General features: G+C 35.9%; 14 protein-coding genes. 3 read left to right on the forward strand and 11 right to left on the reverse strand.

Features of this window, described 5'->3' with window-relative positions:
- Positions 1-77: 77 nt before the first annotated feature.
- Positions 78-299, reverse strand: a complete 222-nt coding sequence (locus tag R2Q66_RS07770) for a hypothetical protein (RefSeq protein ID WP_316747545.1) — start codon at positions 297-299, stop codon at positions 78-80.
- 603 nt (positions 300-902) lie between these two features.
- Between R2Q66_RS07770 and R2Q66_RS07775 the strand changes: the two genes are divergently transcribed.
- Positions 903-2,099: an ice-binding family protein gene (locus R2Q66_RS07775; RefSeq protein WP_316747547.1), complete on the forward strand. Its 1,197-nt coding sequence runs from the start codon at positions 903-905 to the stop codon at positions 2,097-2,099.
- A gap of 303 nt (positions 2,100-2,402) precedes the next feature.
- On the opposite strand, the gene R2Q66_RS07780 is transcribed toward R2Q66_RS07775, so the two are convergent.
- The 9 genes from R2Q66_RS07780 to R2Q66_RS07820 all read right to left on the reverse strand — a co-directional run bounded on the left by R2Q66_RS07780 (position 2,403) and on the right by R2Q66_RS07820 (position 13,177).
- Positions 2,403-3,083 carry a tetratricopeptide repeat protein gene (locus R2Q66_RS07780; protein ID WP_316747549.1) on the reverse strand — a complete coding sequence of 227 codons (681 nt, stop codon included), beginning with the start codon at positions 3,081-3,083 and terminating at the stop codon, positions 2,403-2,405.
- A 59-nt stretch (positions 3,084-3,142) separates the two neighbouring features.
- Entirely contained in the window at positions 3,143-3,493 is a 351-nt protein-coding gene (locus R2Q66_RS07785; protein WP_316747551.1) for a hypothetical protein, read from the reverse strand.
- Between the two features lie 41 nt (positions 3,494-3,534).
- Complete coding sequence (locus tag R2Q66_RS07790; protein WP_316747553.1) at positions 3,535-4,317, reverse strand: hypothetical protein; 783 nt, start codon at positions 4,315-4,317, stop codon at positions 3,535-3,537.
- 266 nt (positions 4,318-4,583) lie between these two features.
- Positions 4,584-5,909 carry a 5-methylcytosine restriction system specificity protein McrC gene (locus R2Q66_RS07795; RefSeq protein ID WP_316747556.1) on the reverse strand — a complete coding sequence of 442 codons (1,326 nt, stop codon included), beginning with the start codon at positions 5,907-5,909 and terminating at the stop codon, positions 4,584-4,586.
- Positions 5,909-8,983 carry an AAA family ATPase gene (locus R2Q66_RS07800; RefSeq protein WP_316747558.1) on the reverse strand — a complete coding sequence of 1,025 codons (3,075 nt, stop codon included), beginning with the start codon at positions 8,981-8,983 and terminating at the stop codon, positions 5,909-5,911. The genes R2Q66_RS07795 and R2Q66_RS07800 overlap by 1 nt, the downstream gene beginning before the upstream one ends.
- A gap of 33 nt (positions 8,984-9,016) precedes the next feature.
- On the reverse strand, positions 9,017-9,637 hold the full coding sequence (locus R2Q66_RS07805; RefSeq protein WP_316747560.1) for a hypothetical protein: 621 nt from the start codon (positions 9,635-9,637) through the stop codon (positions 9,017-9,019).
- 161 nt (positions 9,638-9,798) lie between these two features.
- Positions 9,799-11,748, reverse strand: coding sequence for a protein kinase domain-containing protein (locus R2Q66_RS07810; RefSeq protein WP_316747562.1), 1,950 nt, complete (start codon positions 11,746-11,748; stop codon positions 9,799-9,801).
- On the reverse strand, positions 11,745-12,509 hold the full coding sequence (locus R2Q66_RS07815) for a PP2C family serine/threonine-protein phosphatase (RefSeq protein ID WP_316747564.1): 765 nt from the start codon (positions 12,507-12,509) through the stop codon (positions 11,745-11,747). The genes R2Q66_RS07810 and R2Q66_RS07815 overlap by 4 nt, the downstream gene beginning before the upstream one ends.
- Positions 12,506-13,177 carry a vWA domain-containing protein gene (locus tag R2Q66_RS07820; RefSeq protein ID WP_316747567.1) on the reverse strand — a complete coding sequence of 224 codons (672 nt, stop codon included), beginning with the start codon at positions 13,175-13,177 and terminating at the stop codon, positions 12,506-12,508. Before R2Q66_RS07820 ends, R2Q66_RS07815 begins: the two co-directional genes overlap by 4 nt.
- A gap of 873 nt (positions 13,178-14,050) precedes the next feature.
- On the opposite strand from R2Q66_RS07820, the gene R2Q66_RS07825 reads away from it, so the two are divergent.
- Both R2Q66_RS07825 and R2Q66_RS07830 read left to right on the forward strand, forming a co-directional pair.
- Complete coding sequence (locus R2Q66_RS07825; protein WP_316747569.1) at positions 14,051-15,082, forward strand: HNH endonuclease domain-containing protein; 1,032 nt, start codon at positions 14,051-14,053, stop codon at positions 15,080-15,082.
- Positions 15,082-15,447: an HIT family protein gene (locus R2Q66_RS07830; protein ID WP_316747570.1), complete on the forward strand. Its 366-nt coding sequence runs from the start codon at positions 15,082-15,084 to the stop codon at positions 15,445-15,447. The genes R2Q66_RS07825 and R2Q66_RS07830 overlap by 1 nt, the downstream gene beginning before the upstream one ends.
- Positions 15,448-15,591: 144 nt before the next feature.
- Here the strand turns inward: R2Q66_RS07830 and R2Q66_RS07835 are convergent, their stop codons facing one another.
- Positions 15,592-18,174, reverse strand: a complete 2,583-nt coding sequence (locus tag R2Q66_RS07835) for a UvrD-helicase domain-containing protein (RefSeq protein ID WP_316747572.1) — start codon at positions 18,172-18,174, stop codon at positions 15,592-15,594.
- Between the last annotated feature and the right edge of the window lie 331 nt (positions 18,175-18,505).

Raw genomic sequence — 18,505 nt, forward strand, 5'->3', positions numbered from 1 at the left:
AGAAATATACTTTTGTAAAACTGTGCACTCTTGTTGCCAAAAACTGTGTACTCTTATTTGCCATTTTCTGTGCACTGCTATTTACCGATTACAAAAACACTGTCATCAGGGTCGAATACAGCTTGAAACAATGTCATCGAACGCTTAAAAACTTCTTCAAAATAGTGATCACTACCAACATCCCCCTCTTGTAGGTCAAATCGTAATCCAATATCCCAATTAAAAAACAAAGCAGTACGAATACTAAGCCCTTTAAAATTGTCATTTAGGAATTCCTTGTAGTCGCGTTTAAGAGTCATCGGTCTTTGATGGTTTATTGGATAATAAGATCAGAGTTTCCTTTTTAAGCAGCTCTCTTGAATCAAGATTGCAGTCATATTTAATTTCTTCTTTCAGTCTTTCGAACTCCTCAACGAGGTCCTTGTCCTTAGTGATAAATTTGAAGGTGTAATCTACCAAAAAAACAGCTGCCAATTAAATACTACCACTATGTTAAGTACAATCTAAGCTACCTTACGCTTAAATGTCCTATAAACAGTTCATCAAATTATTTTACAATTGACTTATTCTAATTTATAAATAATTGATAATTTATATGAATAACCAAGTTAATCTCCCTAAAAGAACACCAATTGGAAAAGCACGCTAGCTGCGTAACGTTATTTCTTATTGTCAGCGGATTTAGTGAAAATACCCGGGATTAGTTGTTTCAGAAAAATTACAGGCACTGCCTTTGCAATTGCGGCGGTACTTGAAGACTAATCATCTCCTCCTATTTTTTCAAATTACCAAACCGTTGGAAGATTATCCAAGTTTATCGAACACTTATGAAAACCAATTTTACTCAAATCCAGGAGAGCAATTCCCTGCCCAAACTCCCAGGCAACTCAAAAATGTTTCAAATGTTATTTTTGGGCGCTTTAATGCTTTTCACTTTTATTAGTGCCTGTAAAAAAGATGATTCAACAATGCCTACAGTGAGCCTAACAGCCAGCCCTGCTAATGGTGGTGTGCTTACAGGAGCAGGTGCATTTGAACTGAACTCATCCGTTGCGATTACCGCAGTACCTAATACAGGATATACCTTTTCCAGCTGGACAGAGCATGGCGAGGTAGTTTCTACTAGTTCGGATTACCAATTTACCATTACACAGAACAGGAATTTAGTTGCAAACTTTACGGCGGTCCCACTGGGTAACTTTGCGGTCAACTTATCATCCAGTACCGCTGCAGGTGGTACAACCACTGGTTCCGGCGCTTATCTCATTGGTGCTTCTGTTACAGTAGTTGCGGCTGCCAATGAAGGGTATTCTTTTGTAAACTGGACAGAAAATGGTAACGCAGTATCTGCAAGCTCAACTTACCAGTTCACAATTACTGCAAACAGGAACCTGGTTGCGAATTACAAGGCTACAATCCCGATTGGAACAAGTGTTATAAACCTGGGGACTGCCGGCGATTTTGCAATATTGACAAAATCAGGTATATCTACCACTGGTACTACATCAGTTACGGGTAATATAGGTGTAAGCCCGGCGTCGGCAACGGCAATTACAGGCTTTGGGTTAATTATGGATACCAATGGTCAATCATCTCATACGCCAATTGTAACCGGTAAGGTATATGCATCTGATTATGCCGTTCCAACTCCTGCTAACATGACAACAGCGGTCAGTAATATGGAAACCGCATTTACAACCGCTAATGGTTTAGTTAACCCAGCGCCTATCGTAAACTTATATGCCGGAGATGTTAGTGGCAGGATATTAACTCCAGGGCTTTACAAATGGACCACCGGTGTATTGATATCAAATGCAGGTGTAACTTTAACAGGCGGGCCTAATGATACCTGGGTTTTCCAGATTTCCAAGGACCTTACTGTTAATAATAGTGCTAAGATCACTTTGTTAGGCGGGGCCCAGGCCAAGAATATATTCTGGGTGGTTAGTGGACAAGCTACACTTGGAACTAATACTGATTTTAGTGGGATCATTCTGAGCAAAACACTTATCTCTTTAAATACAGGAGCAAAAGTTACGGGCAGGTTACTGGCACAAACTGCCGTTACTTTAAACGCCAGCACAGTTATCCAACCTTAGTCCTTTTACAACAGAATGGTTATCATTGATATAATTTCATAAAATTAAGTTCTAAAATATTTAAAGCAAGCCGCTATTAATTTAGCAGGCTTGCTTTAATTGTTTTTTCAATACACAGAAAAGAATTGCCCGATCGGGAGTGTAGTGGCTCCATCATCGTTCAGTAACGCAGACTTTCTGGCTTCATACCCAGAAAAGAAGAGCCAAAACGATTACAATTCTTTCTCTAGACCGGACATATTTGTTCATTATATGCATAATTGGCTGGCAGGGGATTCTCATGATTGATCAACTCAATCTTGTCTACAACTTTCTATTGTACTTATCTTCAACCCTGATCCCCCTATCTCTAACCTTTTGGAACATACTATCCGACTTTTTAAAATTCTCTTGTTCAAAGTAAATCTTACCTAAAAAATAATAAGCATCATACACAGAACGGCTATTTACTTGTTCATACAATTTCATAGCCATTGTTCCATATTTACTTGCCTGCTTTAGATCTCTGTCCGCGTAATAAACCGTCATTAAATTATAATAACCTTCAGGATCCACAGGGTATTCTTTCAGGTATTTTTTCGCATTCAAGATAGATTCCTCGTAGTCTCCTTTATGCATATAACATAAAATTATACTTCTCTTAGCACTGCTATCCCTCTCATTAAGAAGAATAGCATGTTTAAACTGTTGTATCGCATCATCGTAGGAAGACAGCCGCATATACCCAAATCCAATATTTTGTTTGATGAGACTATTTGTAGAATCGATTAAATCAGCCTGCTTAAAATAAGATATCCCTTCTTTAACCAATCCCATTCGATAAGAAATATTCCCCTCCCTACATAAAACATTTGCAGCTGGTATTTGCGACATTTTTCGCGCTTGCTTCTGCTTAGGCACCACCAGGTTTGCGGTATCCAAAACCTGACAGAAGGAGGTATAGTTTAAAAGAAGAAGAAGAAACGTTAAAAATGCTTTATTCATTTTAATTATATTGGTATAAATGAGCTCATTATGTATTTTATTTAGGCTCTCATTCTAGTTTAATTTACTATAGTATAATTACGGGTGCCAATTGGCTGCATTACACCAGCAACCGAGAAAAGCCTACCAACTACATGAACATGGCAACCATGATTGTTTACCATACGAGGATATAATTGATAGATTACAGATTTATTGTAAATGCCTTTGTTTGCAATGGTAGCTTTTAAAATAGCCTCCAACATTTCTAAGGAAATAGAAATGTTAGTTGCTGCACCTATTTGAACTCTAAATTCAGAATGTTCTTTTGTAGGGGTAGCGATAATAATCCTGTTTGGGTTATTTGGATCGATATAATCACCAACATTTATATTTTCGAGAATTAATTGTCTCCCAATTATCCAATTCATAGCGTTAATTTAGATAAGTTATATTTTTTGGTATTCAAGATCTAAATTATAAACTCCGACAAGTCCCCAATAGTTCTTTCCATCAATTTCCCATCTTCCCATTTAACATAAAAACGCACAGCATCCACCTTTGTAGAATTATTAACCAAATTAAGAGTACAGGCTGGTATCTTAGCTACTTTTGTTTTCAACGTTTGTTGGTCATAAAAAACAAAATAAAAATCGTCTTCAAATTTCTTTTTATTTACATCAAAATTCCATAATCCGTTGGCATCTGAAATACGAGAATAAGACATATTCTTATTATGGATTTGAGGATGTTTCGACTGGACTTTAATTAGCACTTGAGTTTTATATCTTTGATTAGAATTAATATTCTTCTCAACCTCTTTAACTTCTTGCTTTTCTAGTTTAACTAATTCTTCTTCTCCATATTCATCTTCTAATACGATGGGGTATCCTTGGGTAATTTGATGTTCGTTATCATACCTTGTATGACATGATTTACACATCACTTTGATAACTTCATCTAAATTTTGGTGTGCCTTACGAAAAGCTGTTTCAAACTCCCGTAAATCCACTTTATATTCATCATCCTTGACATTAAACTGTTCAAGTATCGTTGCAATTATAACAGGACGTTCTTGCCCTTTAATATGTGCAGCTTCTAATCTTGTTCTCTTTTTACATCTGGTCCCCGCTGCTAAAATACCTTGACAAGAAGTTCCTTTTTTAAGAGAACGTGATAAATTACACACGATATTGCGCGTTAAAGGTCCTACATAACGTAAAAACCCCTCAGCATTTCCTTGATAAATTGACATATTTTATATTTTTATTTTATTCATTTAAAACCAATCTCTCACTACCCCTTCACACACCCCTGGTCATCCCATACTTAAATTGACACGTCATTTGCTTAACATCATCAATCCATTCAAATTGTGGCATTCTTTTACTGCACCACAGTAACTGCTTTGATAAATTATAAGGTTACCTTTTATATTTAATTTTAGATCCGAGGTCTAACTACTCGGAAAAACTTAACCTTCCTCCAATAAAGAATTCCCCATTAATCTACCCAAAACACTTACTCAGCCAATCTCTCGCGTACAGTTAAAAGCGTTTTATCTAAGCTGAATTTCTTCTTAGAAATCAAATTGTGATCTTGTAAAACATCCAAAAAAATTAGCCCACTACCTCTACCCAGTTCCTCTAAAAACACCGGAGCCTTTGTGCGGTGCGCCTGATTATGATACGCTCCTTGAATTAGACCACCAGACTCACTTCCGGGATACAACAAGTAGGATAAATCACCTTTAAAATACAACTTGTAGCTTAACAATTGGCGTAAATCATGGTCATCTGGCTTCAAATTAACCGGACATTTCCATTTGGTATCAATCACCATTACACGCTTTGTTGTCTGGCACTCTATAATGATATCAGGGATTAACTTTTTTGAGCCTTTCTCCCCTGTCCAATATTTAATTTGCTTCTGGTTCGACACTTTCCAGTTGAATTCTTTTTGCAAAGACTTTAAACGTTGAAAAATAAATTCCTCCCATAGCGCATTCATATTGAACATTAAGGCAAATACGTTCTGGCTCCCCCCTCTTAAATCTGGATGATAATTTAAAAGAATCATCCTTGCAATGAGAATAGCCTCCTGATAAGGTTTAGTTTTCCGATTAATGACCAATTTGTTAAAAACCGCCTCCGTTATCTTTACTTCAGCTCCTACTGGCCAAACACTAAGTAGGGTATTAATCCTCTCGGTCAGCCTTGAAAAACCAGACAAACCTTTCACCACTACTAAGGCTTGTTTTAATACCTGATGCAACAAATGACTGCTAGAGTAGAGGCTATGGCTAACGTAGAACCTTTGGGCATGAATTGAATTCCGTTGTACATGTTGATTGAATAGTAATCTCCCCTTAAGGGCATTACAATTCTCCTGAACATTCACATATTTTTTGATTAAGCCACGATGTAACAGTTCCTCTAGTTCAGCCACGTATTTCTCAAAATACAATTCTAATACATGATTAGATTTGAGCTTTAAATGTGCATAATCAGCTGATTCAGGTAACAAAAACCGGCACTCTTTTAGCATTTCCAAAAGCACATCATGCCACTTTAACCTCTGCTTTACTTTATCCTGAGATTTAACCTGGCGATCGATCTTGGGTAAAACCTCGATCGTTAAATCATCAATCTGGATAACCCCGACATGTTCTTTAAAACGAAGCCCATTATCCATCAACTCATAATACAGACCATCCATTTTTGTATGGTATTTACGCAATGAAGGGCCATAATCTTTCAAGAAAAGCTCTTTACCAGTAATTGCATCAAAGTAAACTTGATTAAATTTTACCTTTTCATACTCAAAAAACCGCAGAACCTTCCGCATTAGATTTTCATCTTAGCTAAAGCCTGTTCAAAACAAACCACATCTGCAAGCGCATCAGTACAAACCCTGTACACCTGTACCTCTAAATAATCATGATCATCCTCTACAGCAAATTCCACTTCTGAATCAAAAGATTCAATAAATCCAGTTCCTAAAATCAATTGTAGCTTTTGATAATCCCCGAAAAAATATTCTTGTAATAAAGGAATAATCTTATCCTTAAAAACCAGCATCAAATCCTCCATTGCTTCCAAACCAATAAAATAAGCATGCCCAATTTGATGATCCCTATCTTTTAGAATCATAATTCTTTGGTTCAACTTACTCAGTAAGTTAGAAAGGTTTACCTTTGGGTTAGCTTCTATTTGCAATTTAAGCAACACTGACTGTATATCTTGTTCATTAAAATGATCCCCTAGAGCATCGGAAAATTCTCTTTCTAATTTGGAGCCCACCTCTATTTGGTTTAACCCACAAAAATCATAGAATTTCAGCCCTTTTTCAGCATAGTGCATTTTCCAATCTTCCCATGAAACATCAGCATATTTTTGATAAAACCTTAAAAGGCAAGCATAAGGATTTAGTAGTTCAGGCTTAGGCAACATCTCCTGAAAGCTGAATCGCCGCCTTAAGGCAGTGTCAAGTGACTCAACACTCCGATCTGCGGTATTCATCGTCCCAATGATAAAAACATTTGCCGGTACGCCAAACTTCTCTTTACTATAAGGTAATAAGACACTCAGTTCTTCTGGTTGTCCAATACGTTTTGTATCCTCAATTAAAGTGATCAATTCACCAAAAACCTGAGAAACATTACCCCTATTAATTTCATCAATGATAAGAACATATGGTTTATCCCTTGTATCATCCTGCTGAAAAAAAGCACGAAAATCATCTTTCTTTACATCTAAATCATAAAATTCATAGATCGTTTGCTGACTGATATTTTTCTTAAAAAACCGGGTAGGTGATTGATTCAAATTAGTCGCCAACCATTCTACTTTCCTAAATTGGTAATAACCTGTGGGGGTGTGGTCATTCCACTCATATTCACCAGAAATCCTACCTATGGCGTCAATAATTCGATTTCCTTTAGATGCCACTACAATATCTCCAACCTTCATTTGCTGGAAGGTATACATCGCCTGAATGTTAAATCGACTGTTCTGTACCAATTCAGGAAATCTTTTATTAAACTCCTCTCTGTACAACACCCAGTCAGAAATGCCTGCCAGATCAGTGAAATTCTTGTCTTCTCCCCAGCCCAATGCCAGATAATTATTTGCAATGCACCAATCGTGTATTTCTGGGTACTGAAGGCCTCCTAATGACATTTTGAAATACCTGGAATTTGAGAATATGTCTTTATTCTGCTTTCTTAAATCTACTTTACTTTCGGCCTGCTTACAAAGTTGTTTAAAGATCCCATCCTCAATGAGGTAACTTAAAGAAGTACTTCCGGAATTAGCTAATTGTGGTTTAATCCCTTCAATAAAGTCCTCATAAGCTAAACTCTGATGGAACGTAGTAAACACAATATGCCCATCTTCCATATACTGATCAAACATCGATCTTGCTGCTTTTCTAGAAATTGCAGATGGATTTTCACCCAAAATCTCCAAAGCTTTATTAATTGTATGATATGTCTTCCCAGTTCCTGGAGGTCCATACAAAATTGTATTTAACGGTTGAGGTTCTACTACAACCACATTAGAGATCGCTTTAGCTGGCATATTCTGAATAATCTCACGGACTTGATCCCCAATAGCAAGATCAAATTCATTTAAGGTTTTAATTAAGTTGGGTACTGTATCTTCTCCTAAAAACTTCACCGGTGTTTTAAACTGAATGCTTTTTGATTTAAACCAAGGAATCCATTTCATCGACTGTGGCAAATGTTTGCCTATAATCTGATGAAAAACCTCTTGATTAGCCTTCTCTATATCCTCAAAATGAAGATAGATGAAAAGTTCATCTCTTTTATTTGAATTACACCGAATTTCATAATGTGCAGTTTCATTGCTTATGACACCCTGTGGATCTCCTACCCATATGCAGTCAAAAGATAAATCATTGTGAATAGTATCCACCATAATGGAAAACTGACATTGATTAGGATCATCTATAATTGCAGTATTTAACTCTGCTATTAAACCACTAAAAGTTCTGGCATTCTTATCTAAGACACAGTACATTATATCTTGAGCTAATACAAAATGATTTTCATCTTTGAAAGCCTTTTCCGTAAGAGATTCGTTTACCAAATCCAACAATTCTTCATCTGGTTTAATGTATTCCTCAATAAACTCCGCTATTAAATCCAAATAGTGAAGGTATTTTTGACCTGCCTCTTTAGGTTTTTGGCCAATTAACTTACAATACTTCTGATAAAATGAGTCCTTATAAAACGCATATTTTAAAGGATCATAAAAAGTAAGTAGGGTTGCAATGGTCCGCTCATCATGATAATGGTTATGTTTTTCATTTGGATCTACTTGCCTAAACAAAGCCAAGGTCTCAGCCGTAAAATCCTTCATTCTATCTACCAAAGGTCTAATGGGATCAAATAATCTTTTAAAGCAGCTGCTATACTCTTGAGGTTTATGCTTTGCAATTTGATTCATAGCTCCTATTGCTGGAGGATAAATCAAATTCTCATAATTGATGTTTTTTAGTTCCTCATAAAAGTCCGGAGCATTCACGTCTGGCCTGGCTCCAAATTTATGGAGTAGTTCCCATTTGTATAATTCAGCGTCCAATCCTTTATTGCGAATCAAACCCTTATATTGATTGATCAAATAAGTTAAAGGGGCATTCGCCTGATCCTTTTCCTTAATTTGAAATCCTAAATTTATTAAGTATTTATTGGTATCATCACCTCCTGATTTATCCCATTGATACACACCGGTAGCCAGCTGATGGGCAAGCCTCATTAAATCTTTGGGAGGATAGCTTTTACCATTGACGACTGCATCATACCTTGTAGACGGTCTGACAGCTAACTGCTCTGTATCTATGGTCTCAGCCGCATTTAATACATGCTGCTGAGTTATTTTATGTGGTTCGAAAGACATTAATTGGTTTGGTTAATTGTTTATGGTAACTAACTATTGATTTCTTTTACAATCTTCCATTGCATTTTTTCCATCTTCTGCTTCATTCATGGCTTTTTTAGCAAATCGCTCAATTTCGCCAGGATCAGTTTCATTATATCCTTTTTTAGCGTAAACATAGCCATCACCAGCCGAAGATTTTGCATCATCACAATTAACATCATCAGCATCACTCCCTGCATATTCGAAATAAGACATTGCTTTTTTCAGGTAATCATTTGCTGTTTCAACATCAGTGGAATTTACATATGCTTTTCGAGCATAGATATAAGCCTCTTCGAAGTTATTTGTTGAGTAATCCTTAGTGGTTCCATCGCTAGTGTAGCTGTTCGGAAAAGATGTTTGTTCAGTTTTTTTTGTTTCCACCCCATCAGTTGTCACCGTAGTAGTTGTAATTGAACCATCACTATTAACTTTCTCCTCTTGTGTGGTAACAGGCTTATGTCTAGAAGGCAATATGGCAATTGTATTTACTTCTGGCTCTGGAATAGCAGGCATCTCCACTGTCCTTGAATCGGTTGATACCGTTTCTTGATTTGAATCGTTAATTTTACTTGTGCAGGACAGTAAAATTGTAGAGAGAATTAAGAGGGTCGTTAATTTAGATTGGAGCATTGTAAGTTATTAATTATATAAGATTACAAGGTAAACTTAGTTGTCCATTCAGTATTACGGAAAACCGTAAATGTTCGTTTGTATGATTTAATGGAAGTAGCAACTCCACCTCCCTGATGAGAAAAATCGACTTGGAAAAAGTAATCATAAGCAATAAATCCTTAGCCGTAACCTTTTAATATCTTAAAAGCATTTAAATCTAATTCTGCCTGATACAGTTTTATCGAGAGTTCTTTGAATTGATGGCCTAACCGATCTGTTGACGATAAAATACTAGCCCTGTATATTTCAAGGTTTCTATGCTCAGTTTTTATTTGAATCTCTAGTTTTTTCTGTTTATTGATAATAACATCAGAAGCTGCTGCAAATTCAATATTTAGCACTGAGGCATCTGGTACATATACGAATCCTGCACTAATTTGCCTTTGCCAATCCAATAGGATTTGTATGTTTTTTGGGCCAATTCCTACAATTTTGGTATTACGAAGTTTAGAAATATCTGCAGCTGTTCGAATACCATTATTATAAATCAACAACTTTTTGGATGCTGCAAAAGTAGCTATAGAATGAGATCTAACATCAAATTGTTGGAGATAAAATGTCATTTTTTTTAGATAATGATCCTCCTCAATTTTCTTTTTACTAAGATTAAATTCAACAGGAAGCGCTTTAAATGAATCTATTAATTTAGAAAATGTGCTCGAAGACTGATTGTATTTATTTAAATCTGATGGATTATTATGTTGTTTAATTAAATCTTGAAAAGATAGCTTTAGGGAGTTGAAATTATTTTGCCTTTGAATTAGTTCCAAATGAATTTTGCCTGTAGTTTTTGAAATGGAACTAAATAAATAAATTGCTGCAACACCCCCTAACAATATACCCCAATTAATACTTAAACATAGGATGATTGTTATGATAACAATTACCGAGATGACTATCCTGTTTAAATATTTTAATTTATAAAATCTGCGGTTTATGGGCTTTGCAACCATACCAGGAGTCACATACGTTTCCATTAATTTCTTTAGTTCAATCCTTTCGATTTTGAAACCATTAACGAATTGCTCTATATTATTAAGTTCTGGTATCGCCCTAAGATAAGAGTCATCCAAAAAATATATAATATTTGATTTATCACGGAATTGACACCAAGGACAATGACCAATTACATCTAAGTAATAATGTATTTTTGTTTTAGCGCATTGAACAATTCCTTTGCCTAATATTGTTAGCTCATTCACCCACATAGCCGCCGTTGGCCTTTCAACTATCCCTTCAAAAGTTGCATGAAATAACGTAATCATTCCGGAGGTCATTGTACTAAGGTCCAGACTGTTTTTTGCAGGCAATAATTTTTTATTTCTTCGCTTTAAAGAATAGGCAAATTCATGAGTCTTGATTGCCGTCTCTTCATCGATTTCTTGATTAGTTGGATTTATGCCCGTAAATGGTGCACGGCCTAAGAAAAGTAATTGAAATATCAGCGTTCCTAGAGAAAAACCATCTGTATTAGTAGTTCTTATCACACTATTAAAAGATCCTTGAACAAGTAATTCCGGAGGGGTATATCGAGGGATTCCTACCTCACAAAAATAATATTTATTTTCTTTTTTAATTTGAAATGAATCACAATCAATCAGAGAAACCATCCCTCCTGAATTCACAAGAATATTGGCTTCGTTGACATCGCCAACAATTATTCCAAGCTGATGAATTTTATGAAAAGCTATAGCTAAATTTCTTGCAACATGTATAAGAAAGTTATATCCTTTATCAGGAAAGAGTTTTTTTCTATCCATAGGACTAAAGAGATTATGCAATGGAACATATGCCTCTAATTTACGCATCACAAAGCCACAAATATGGCCTAATTTATCCTTTGCAACATCTACCGGCCATGCTGCAAATTTCGTTAATTCATCATTGACAAGAGTTGACATAAAAATGAGTTTGTCAGACTTTTCAACATCAAGAACTTCTCGGTATATTTTTATAACAAGTGAGGTATTTTCCTTAATTTCAAAGACATCCCCCTCACCACCCTGACCAATTCTGCGACCAGCAGTATAGGGATTCTGTTTTAAACCAAGGTAAATCTCACCTATCATTTTTTTCTTGTAGCCAATAGTAATGTTTTGTCATCATCGGTCCTTCTATTTATAATATCTCCTGACAAATATTCAATTAGTTTATTATTTAAAATCGAAATATGTTCAGCTTCTTTCGCTTTCCTTAACCATGGGAATAAGTTATTAAAAAATGGCTGATGCACGGATTCAGTTTCGTTATTTAAAGTTAGCATTTGTAGCCCATCTGTAAATATTCCAATCTCACTTATGCGTTCTTCTATAATCTTTGTTTTTAAATTAGAGAGGTTTGGGTCGTCGATTAAAAACGTTGTGGAATTCTGATACTCTCCATTCTGTGGCCACCAAATGGGAGTAAAAAAGTCACTTTCATCGCTTCTTACAATAGCCCCATCTCCAATTTGAATAAAACCTGCTCGATTGGGCAATAGGATAAAGCCAAGTAGTGTGCATGAGAATTCGTTTTTAGGTTCCCGCTCTTCTAGCGCAAGGGAGTTAAGATGGTCATAAATTTTTTCCGCCAATTGCAGTAAATTCTGATCGTTAAGCTCAATTTCATTTGTCATGATATCCTGAGCAAATTCCACACCTTTATTAACAGCTGCTGCAGATGCTTTTGCTGCATATTTAGCACTTCCAGCACCATCGCTTACAAAACATATCAATCCTTCTTCACCTTCACTAATCGGAAATACGGTATAATGTAAGGAATCCTCACAGGTTTTACCTGACTGTATGTGTGAAGTACCAATTACACTTTGCCCTATTATTTTCCAGATCATAGGTCAGCCCATCCAGTTGGTGGTATTAATTTTGTCTGTTCACCGGGATTTTTACTGGATACCATTTTCATAGATGAAGATAACCACAAAAAGAACTCCCTGAACATCATTCCTTTCAATTTAATGGGAGCTCTAACTGACAATTTACTAAGGTTACCCATATCAGCTTTGTCAACTCCAATAGCGAAAAAGGCAAACTGATTGGCGTTTTCACCTTCTTGTATTAGTCTAGCTGCGTTTGTACAATCATCAGTTGGTGCACCATCAGTTATCAGGATGATCCAAGGTTTATAATAACCCACACCATTCTCTTTGTATAATTGTTTTCTTTTATTTATCAGTTCTATTCCCATAGTAATAGCCGATCCTATAGGAGTTGCTCCGTTAGCATTTAAGGTCCTTGGAAAAAATTGATCTACGGTCTGAAAATCTGATTCAAGCGCTACTGGGCCAAAAGTAATCATAGCAACTTCTACTCGTTTTGATGCTAACGAATCTATTACCAGTTCGTTTTTAAGGGTTTGAATCCCTTTATTCAATTCCTGTATCGGTGTTCCCTGCATCGAGCCGGAAGTATCCAACAATAACATACATGGACATCTTGACTCGGGATTATTTGCGAAGTCATCAGAACCGAAGGGAATTTGTTCAAAGGAAATATATTCCATAAAATGTATTTGTAATTTAAATGTTTAAATATAGATGAAAAAATTTATACTTGAATTATTATCAGGAGCTACCTTTAAATTATTATAAATATGATTAAGCGCTAGATTTAAAACAACTCTGATTTTTAGTTCATTAGTTTTTTTCAATTGACTTACTCCTTCATTAGGATTCTGAAATATGATTTACATATACTATTGATAAGCCAAATTGGTTTGTTGGCAATCCTAAATTCATGAACAATCTAAATAATGTATTGCCTTAAACTAGTAAATTAATTTCCCCTAAGGCCTATGAATCATTTCGATTATCTCGGCTTTTATTTTTGTGAATATAGGAGTTAAATTATTTATAACAATTACGGTTTCCAGTAAATTATTCGGATTTTTTTAGCATTTAGTGGAGGACTTGTTTGGGTAAGCTTTCAAAACAACACTCTTCCTAACAAACTGACCATTTTTACAATTCTAAATAAAGCCAATTATGTAACTACCTTCAAATTCTGCTTAACACTCGTATAGAATGAGAAGAAACTACTTTTGGAAGGTTCTCCACCACTTTGCAGGAGCTCCTGCAATCTGTCAAACGGAAATAAAGACACCAATCAAATTTTTAAAGTACAATCAGATTGGTTGACAGATTTATTAAGGAGCAGTGGGAAGAATTTTCCAGCTTTCACATTAGGCCGGAGTGCCTTTCTTTTACCTGATTTACTTGTCATAAGTATTATGGCACTTAACAACACCAATAACTATTGATCGGTATTTTGGCTTGTTCATCCTGAAAATAGAAATTATTGCTGTTAACAATTAAAAATTCTGTCAGTTTAATCAAAACTATGTAACTAATCTCGAATATTTGTACATTGATCCGTCATGAGTACAAAGTTTCAAATTAATGATCCCTCCCTGGAATCTCAATGGAGATCATTAATACTATTCGGAAAGAATTCTGCTACTTATAAATTCGCCTTCGCAAAGTCATTAATAAACCTAATTGGCAACCAAACTACAACTATTAGTTTAAGTGATTTAGCGGTTCCTTTTGCAGACCATATTATAGAGCACCTAAAATCAAATGATAAACAAGGTAGCTCACAGAGCAGTAAATTTTTAAATAGTTGTCGTGCTTTTATAAATAATGAATTGAATCAAGATCAGCTTTACAGGGATACCGAAAAATATGGTTTTGTAAACGTAATTGATGCATTTCAAAATGTTAATGGTGGCGCCATACCTAACCCATTTTATGAAAAGAACTTTGCCGTAGGCAAAAAGGAAATTATAATTAGTGATAACCTGCTGAAGCTATTAGACACCTTTCAGTTTAAGAATCTGGATCAAGAGGTTGAAGCAAGATGGAAACTAGTCGAAACTGCATGGAGCTTAAACGTGAGTCAGAACATACTTGAGGTAAAATATGATGATGTTGAGTCTTTGTTGTTTGTGCAAAACAATTTCATGAGAAGAGTGAACATTACTTCTGTACGAGACGCACTTAATGGCTATCAAAAAGGTAAGTGTTTCTACTCCTTTCAGGACATTTCTATTTATAAATATGATGAATTAAACATGTGCGCCATAGACCATTTTTTACCGCACCTCCATAAGCAATACCACCACAATGAAGGTGCAAATATAAATGGTGTTTGGAACCTGGTGCTATCAGATAAACAAATAAATAATAATAAGCGCGCTAGGATACCTGAAAAGAGATTTCTGGAGAGGCTTTTTAACCGAAATGAATTTTATATTGAAAGTAAGCATCCTTTGTCCGAAACCATCATCAACCAAACAGGATATACACGAGCGCAAAGAATAGCATTTTTAGAAAAACAGTATAACTTAGCATCAGATTTGGCTATTCAAAAATGGCAACCTAAAATTGAACTAGCAGGAAGTTTTTAATGAAAGATTTTTTAGATATACCAAAACACAAAATCATGTACAGTAACGATCACTTCTTTATAATTGAAGATGCCTTCCCTGTTTCTCCAGGCCATCTTTTGATTATTTCGAATGTTATTAGAGCCGATTTTTTCAGTTTGACAGTTGAGGAAAAACATAGCCTTGTTGATACAATTGAAAGTGCTAAATCTCTGGTATTAAAAAGGTATAAGCCTGACGGCTTCAATATCGGAATGAATTGTGGTAAAGATGCAGGACAAACAGTTTTTCATTTTCACTGCCATTTGATACCAAGGTACAAGGGAGACATGGAAAATCCGCGTGGTGGAGTTAGGTATTGTATTCCGGAAAAAGGAAGTTATTGAGGCTATCTAAATCAAACAAGTACATCCTATCACGCCAAAATTCTAGATATTTATCCATTTTTTTGTAATTACTGAGTATCAGCTATTACAAAAAAATGTTCATAAATTGGTAGTAATTAAGGGGCTGTAAAATAAACTGTGTTGTTAAAGAATTACTCTTATATTCTTCGGATTGGTCTTAATATATTCCATTACGATCTTTCCAAGCTCAGATTCCCTATTATCAATTCCAATATACACCTTGTCCATTGCTCTGGTCAGTGCCATCAAAGCCCAGGTCCCCGCAAACATCATCTTACGATCATCGTTGCTAATTTCCAATCCCTGCATCGCAGTTTTTCTTTCCTCTTCGATAAGATACTTTTCAGCATCCGGATGGTCTAATTTGCTTGAAAAGAACCTATCCAGGCTAAAACAAGCAACTGTCCATGCCTCCAACCCCCTGCAGGACTCATAATAAATCAATCTGCACTCATAGGGAGCAGGCAAACCTAACTCATTCTTATCATCAACTGCTCCATCCCAAAGCATAATATCTTCCTTTAGTGTTTCGGAATGTTTCCAAAGTTTTTTTGCCTTAAAAAACGAATCTTCAATATTCCCATATTCATTGATTGTTGCAGATATCATACGTCCTGCTCCTCCAATTTCATCGGTCTTGGCATTCGCATCAATTAGCATCAGTAATCCCTCATATGGCGTGCAACTATTAAGATTAGCATCTTTGAGCAACTTATCCATCTCAATTTTAACTAGCAGTTCAGTTGGATTAGGTCTAAAATCAAAGATAATCTCCCCTTGATCTTCAGACTCGAGTGACTGAAGTCCGAGTGAAACATGACAACGCTGAGCAAGATAGTTGCAGAAATCAAGGATAGACTTCTTCACCCTATAAGATTTGCGCCCTTTCTTGTACCAGGTTACCTCATCCAGTGCTAAATCACCCTCTTCTTCCGCTGCCGTATTTATTAAGAAATCCTCTGGACTGAATATACTGAACTGATTTTCATATTCAGGTACAGTCTTCTTCTTGCTTCTTTTGCGATTTGGGCTACCGATAAGCTTCCTTTTATTGAAGAAATTCCAGTTACACAGTTCAACATGCCTAATTAACTGTTCATACCCCCCACTACTCACCACAACATTGTTTACAAAAAAAATAGAAAGCAGCAGCTCACGCTCAAAGGGATGACAATCCTGAGCCTCGTCAACAAAAAGGATCCTTCTACGTTTTCGCCGAGAAACCCTTTGATTTACACTAGACAAAAATGCTTCCTGGTTGATCCTTAGACCATCCTCATCCTGATGCTTTTCAGAAAGATTCATCAAACGCGCTAACAGTTCAAACTTATCTCCGATGTTATATTTTTTAAAATATTCATCAGGATTTCGGATAGCAAATAACGTGTTTTCCAGCACCTTATAATAGTCTGCTAAGAATATTTTATCTCCTTCTATTTTGGAAAGCAATTCTTTTTTATAACTCGCAAAATCTCTTAGCGTATCATCGATACCAGAGACATCATATGCACCTTTTTTATTGATATAATTAGCAACATCGATTCCAACCTCAATTACTCCCCGATCAAGCCTACTATTCTGGAAAGCTGTCTTAAGTGGGGTTATAATTTTATAATCTATTGGCCGCTTATCTTCTTTGGCCAGGAAATCCTTAATAAATTGCCCCACAATTCCTACACGATCGTCAAGCAATTTTCCGACTTCTAATATTCTGGGTTCCGACATTAAATGCAGAAGTCCAATAGACCTGGAGAGCTTATGCATATAGCGATGTAAATTCGTCACAGAATGTTCGCCCGGGATATGACCCTTATCATGTTCCTGTTGAGAAATGTATGATTTTAGCGTTCTAGCAATGTCATAAACCAGTAGTTTATTGAAAGTAAGAAATAAGGTGTTTTGACCATGGTCGATACATCTCATCATTAATAACAAGATTTCACTGGTCTTTCCAGTTCCAGCTTTACCCTCTATGATCACCATACGCTTACCGAGCTCCTCGAAAATATCATGTGAGGCTGAAATCTCTTTAGAAATCCTATCAATCTTTTTTTGGGTGATAAAGCCCGTTTTACTATCTCTTGATGCCTGATCTATGATCCGCTTTACATCCTGAGTGATTAAATTAAAACTACCGATATTCCGCCAGGGCGAATAAGAAATTAGGATATCCTGACCACATTCCCTCAAATAATATAGAAAAGCCTCAAAACTAAAAGTCTCAGCCATCAAATGCCCCCTTGTAGCACCTAAAGCCTTATTTACCACAAAGACCAATGGATGCACAAAGACCTTCTCCTTGATGAAGCCACATTTACTACCCAGATAGTCCCTCATTCCATATCCAAGAGCAGTAAGTTCCTCCGAATAATCCAACACCTCATCACCAACCTTAAGGAAACCTTCCTCGACTACAATCTCAGCAACCACCCAATTTGGAACCACCTTCACAGGCACGATCAAATTATGCATATAAACCCTACGGCTACCTTGGATAACATGATGGTAATTTCTGTTTATATCTTCAACCGCAATCACCAGTAAAAAATCAACTCCCATCTCGGTAGAAACATCTACCGGAAAGTTATTGAAGACAAAAACATCTGCATTGGCACAATTTGGCATCCCTTTTCGCATTCCCTCCTCAAAAGCAACGTAATCAATATAGGAATTCCTGCCATTGAAGGTATTGAAGTTCTTAGCCATGAAGCAATGAATTACAAGTTAAACCATACATTGCAGACTCATTAGTATTATTCCCAGAATCCATTAACATTAAACATTCTTCCATTCTGATGAGCATTTTTAAATTTCCTTAAATCATATCAATGTATGGATTAAAAAATTAACAAAAAAAAGGGAAACCGTAAAATTAAGTTAAAAAATTATTATCAGGAAACTGATTTGAAGCACAGATTTTAAGGATTCAAATGTAATAACACGCCTTGGATTTCTCCGTGTTTATTTTTAACTCCGGTTCATCAAAATAAATTACACCTACCTATCTTGCAAAATCACTCATAAATAAATAACTTGC

It is taken from the genome of Pedobacter gandavensis (genome assembly GCF_032677645.1).
GTDB lineage: Bacteria > Bacteroidota > Bacteroidia > Sphingobacteriales > Sphingobacteriaceae > Pedobacter > Pedobacter gandavensis_A.

What these genes read in the sequence shown, in the direction of transcription:
- R2Q66_RS07770 (WP_316747545.1), bottom strand. Translation starts at nt 299, where the DNA reads ATGACTCTTAAACGCGACTACAAGGAATTCCTAAATGACAATTTTAAA.
- R2Q66_RS07775 (WP_316747547.1), top strand. Translation starts at nt 903, where the DNA reads ATGTTATTTTTGGGCGCTTTAATGCTTTTCACTTTTATTAGTGCCTGT.
- R2Q66_RS07780 (WP_316747549.1), bottom strand. Translation starts at nt 3,083, where the DNA reads ATGAATAAAGCATTTTTAACGTTTCTTCTTCTTCTTTTAAACTATACC.
- R2Q66_RS07785 (WP_316747551.1), bottom strand. Translation starts at nt 3,493, where the DNA reads ATGAATTGGATAATTGGGAGACAATTAATTCTCGAAAATATAAATGTT.
- R2Q66_RS07790 (WP_316747553.1), bottom strand. Translation starts at nt 4,317, where the DNA reads ATGTCAATTTATCAAGGAAATGCTGAGGGGTTTTTACGTTATGTAGGA.
- R2Q66_RS07795 (WP_316747556.1), bottom strand. Translation starts at nt 5,909, where the DNA reads ATGCGGAAGGTTCTGCGGTTTTTTGAGTATGAAAAGGTAAAATTTAAT.
- R2Q66_RS07800 (WP_316747558.1), bottom strand. Translation starts at nt 8,983, where the DNA reads ATGTCTTTCGAACCACATAAAATAACTCAGCAGCATGTATTAAATGCG.
- R2Q66_RS07805 (WP_316747560.1), bottom strand. Translation starts at nt 9,637, where the DNA reads ATGCTCCAATCTAAATTAACGACCCTCTTAATTCTCTCTACAATTTTA.
- R2Q66_RS07810 (WP_316747562.1), bottom strand. Translation starts at nt 11,748, where the DNA reads ATGATAGGTGAGATTTACCTTGGTTTAAAACAGAATCCCTATACTGCT.
- R2Q66_RS07815 (WP_316747564.1), bottom strand. Translation starts at nt 12,509, where the DNA reads ATGATCTGGAAAATAATAGGGCAAAGTGTAATTGGTACTTCACACATA.
- R2Q66_RS07820 (WP_316747567.1), bottom strand. Translation starts at nt 13,177, where the DNA reads ATGGAATATATTTCCTTTGAACAAATTCCCTTCGGTTCTGATGACTTC.
- R2Q66_RS07825 (WP_316747569.1), top strand. Translation starts at nt 14,051, where the DNA reads ATGAGTACAAAGTTTCAAATTAATGATCCCTCCCTGGAATCTCAATGG.
- R2Q66_RS07830 (WP_316747570.1), top strand. Translation starts at nt 15,082, where the DNA reads ATGAAAGATTTTTTAGATATACCAAAACACAAAATCATGTACAGTAAC.
- R2Q66_RS07835 (WP_316747572.1), bottom strand. Translation starts at nt 18,174, where the DNA reads ATGGCTAAGAACTTCAATACCTTCAATGGCAGGAATTCCTATATTGAT.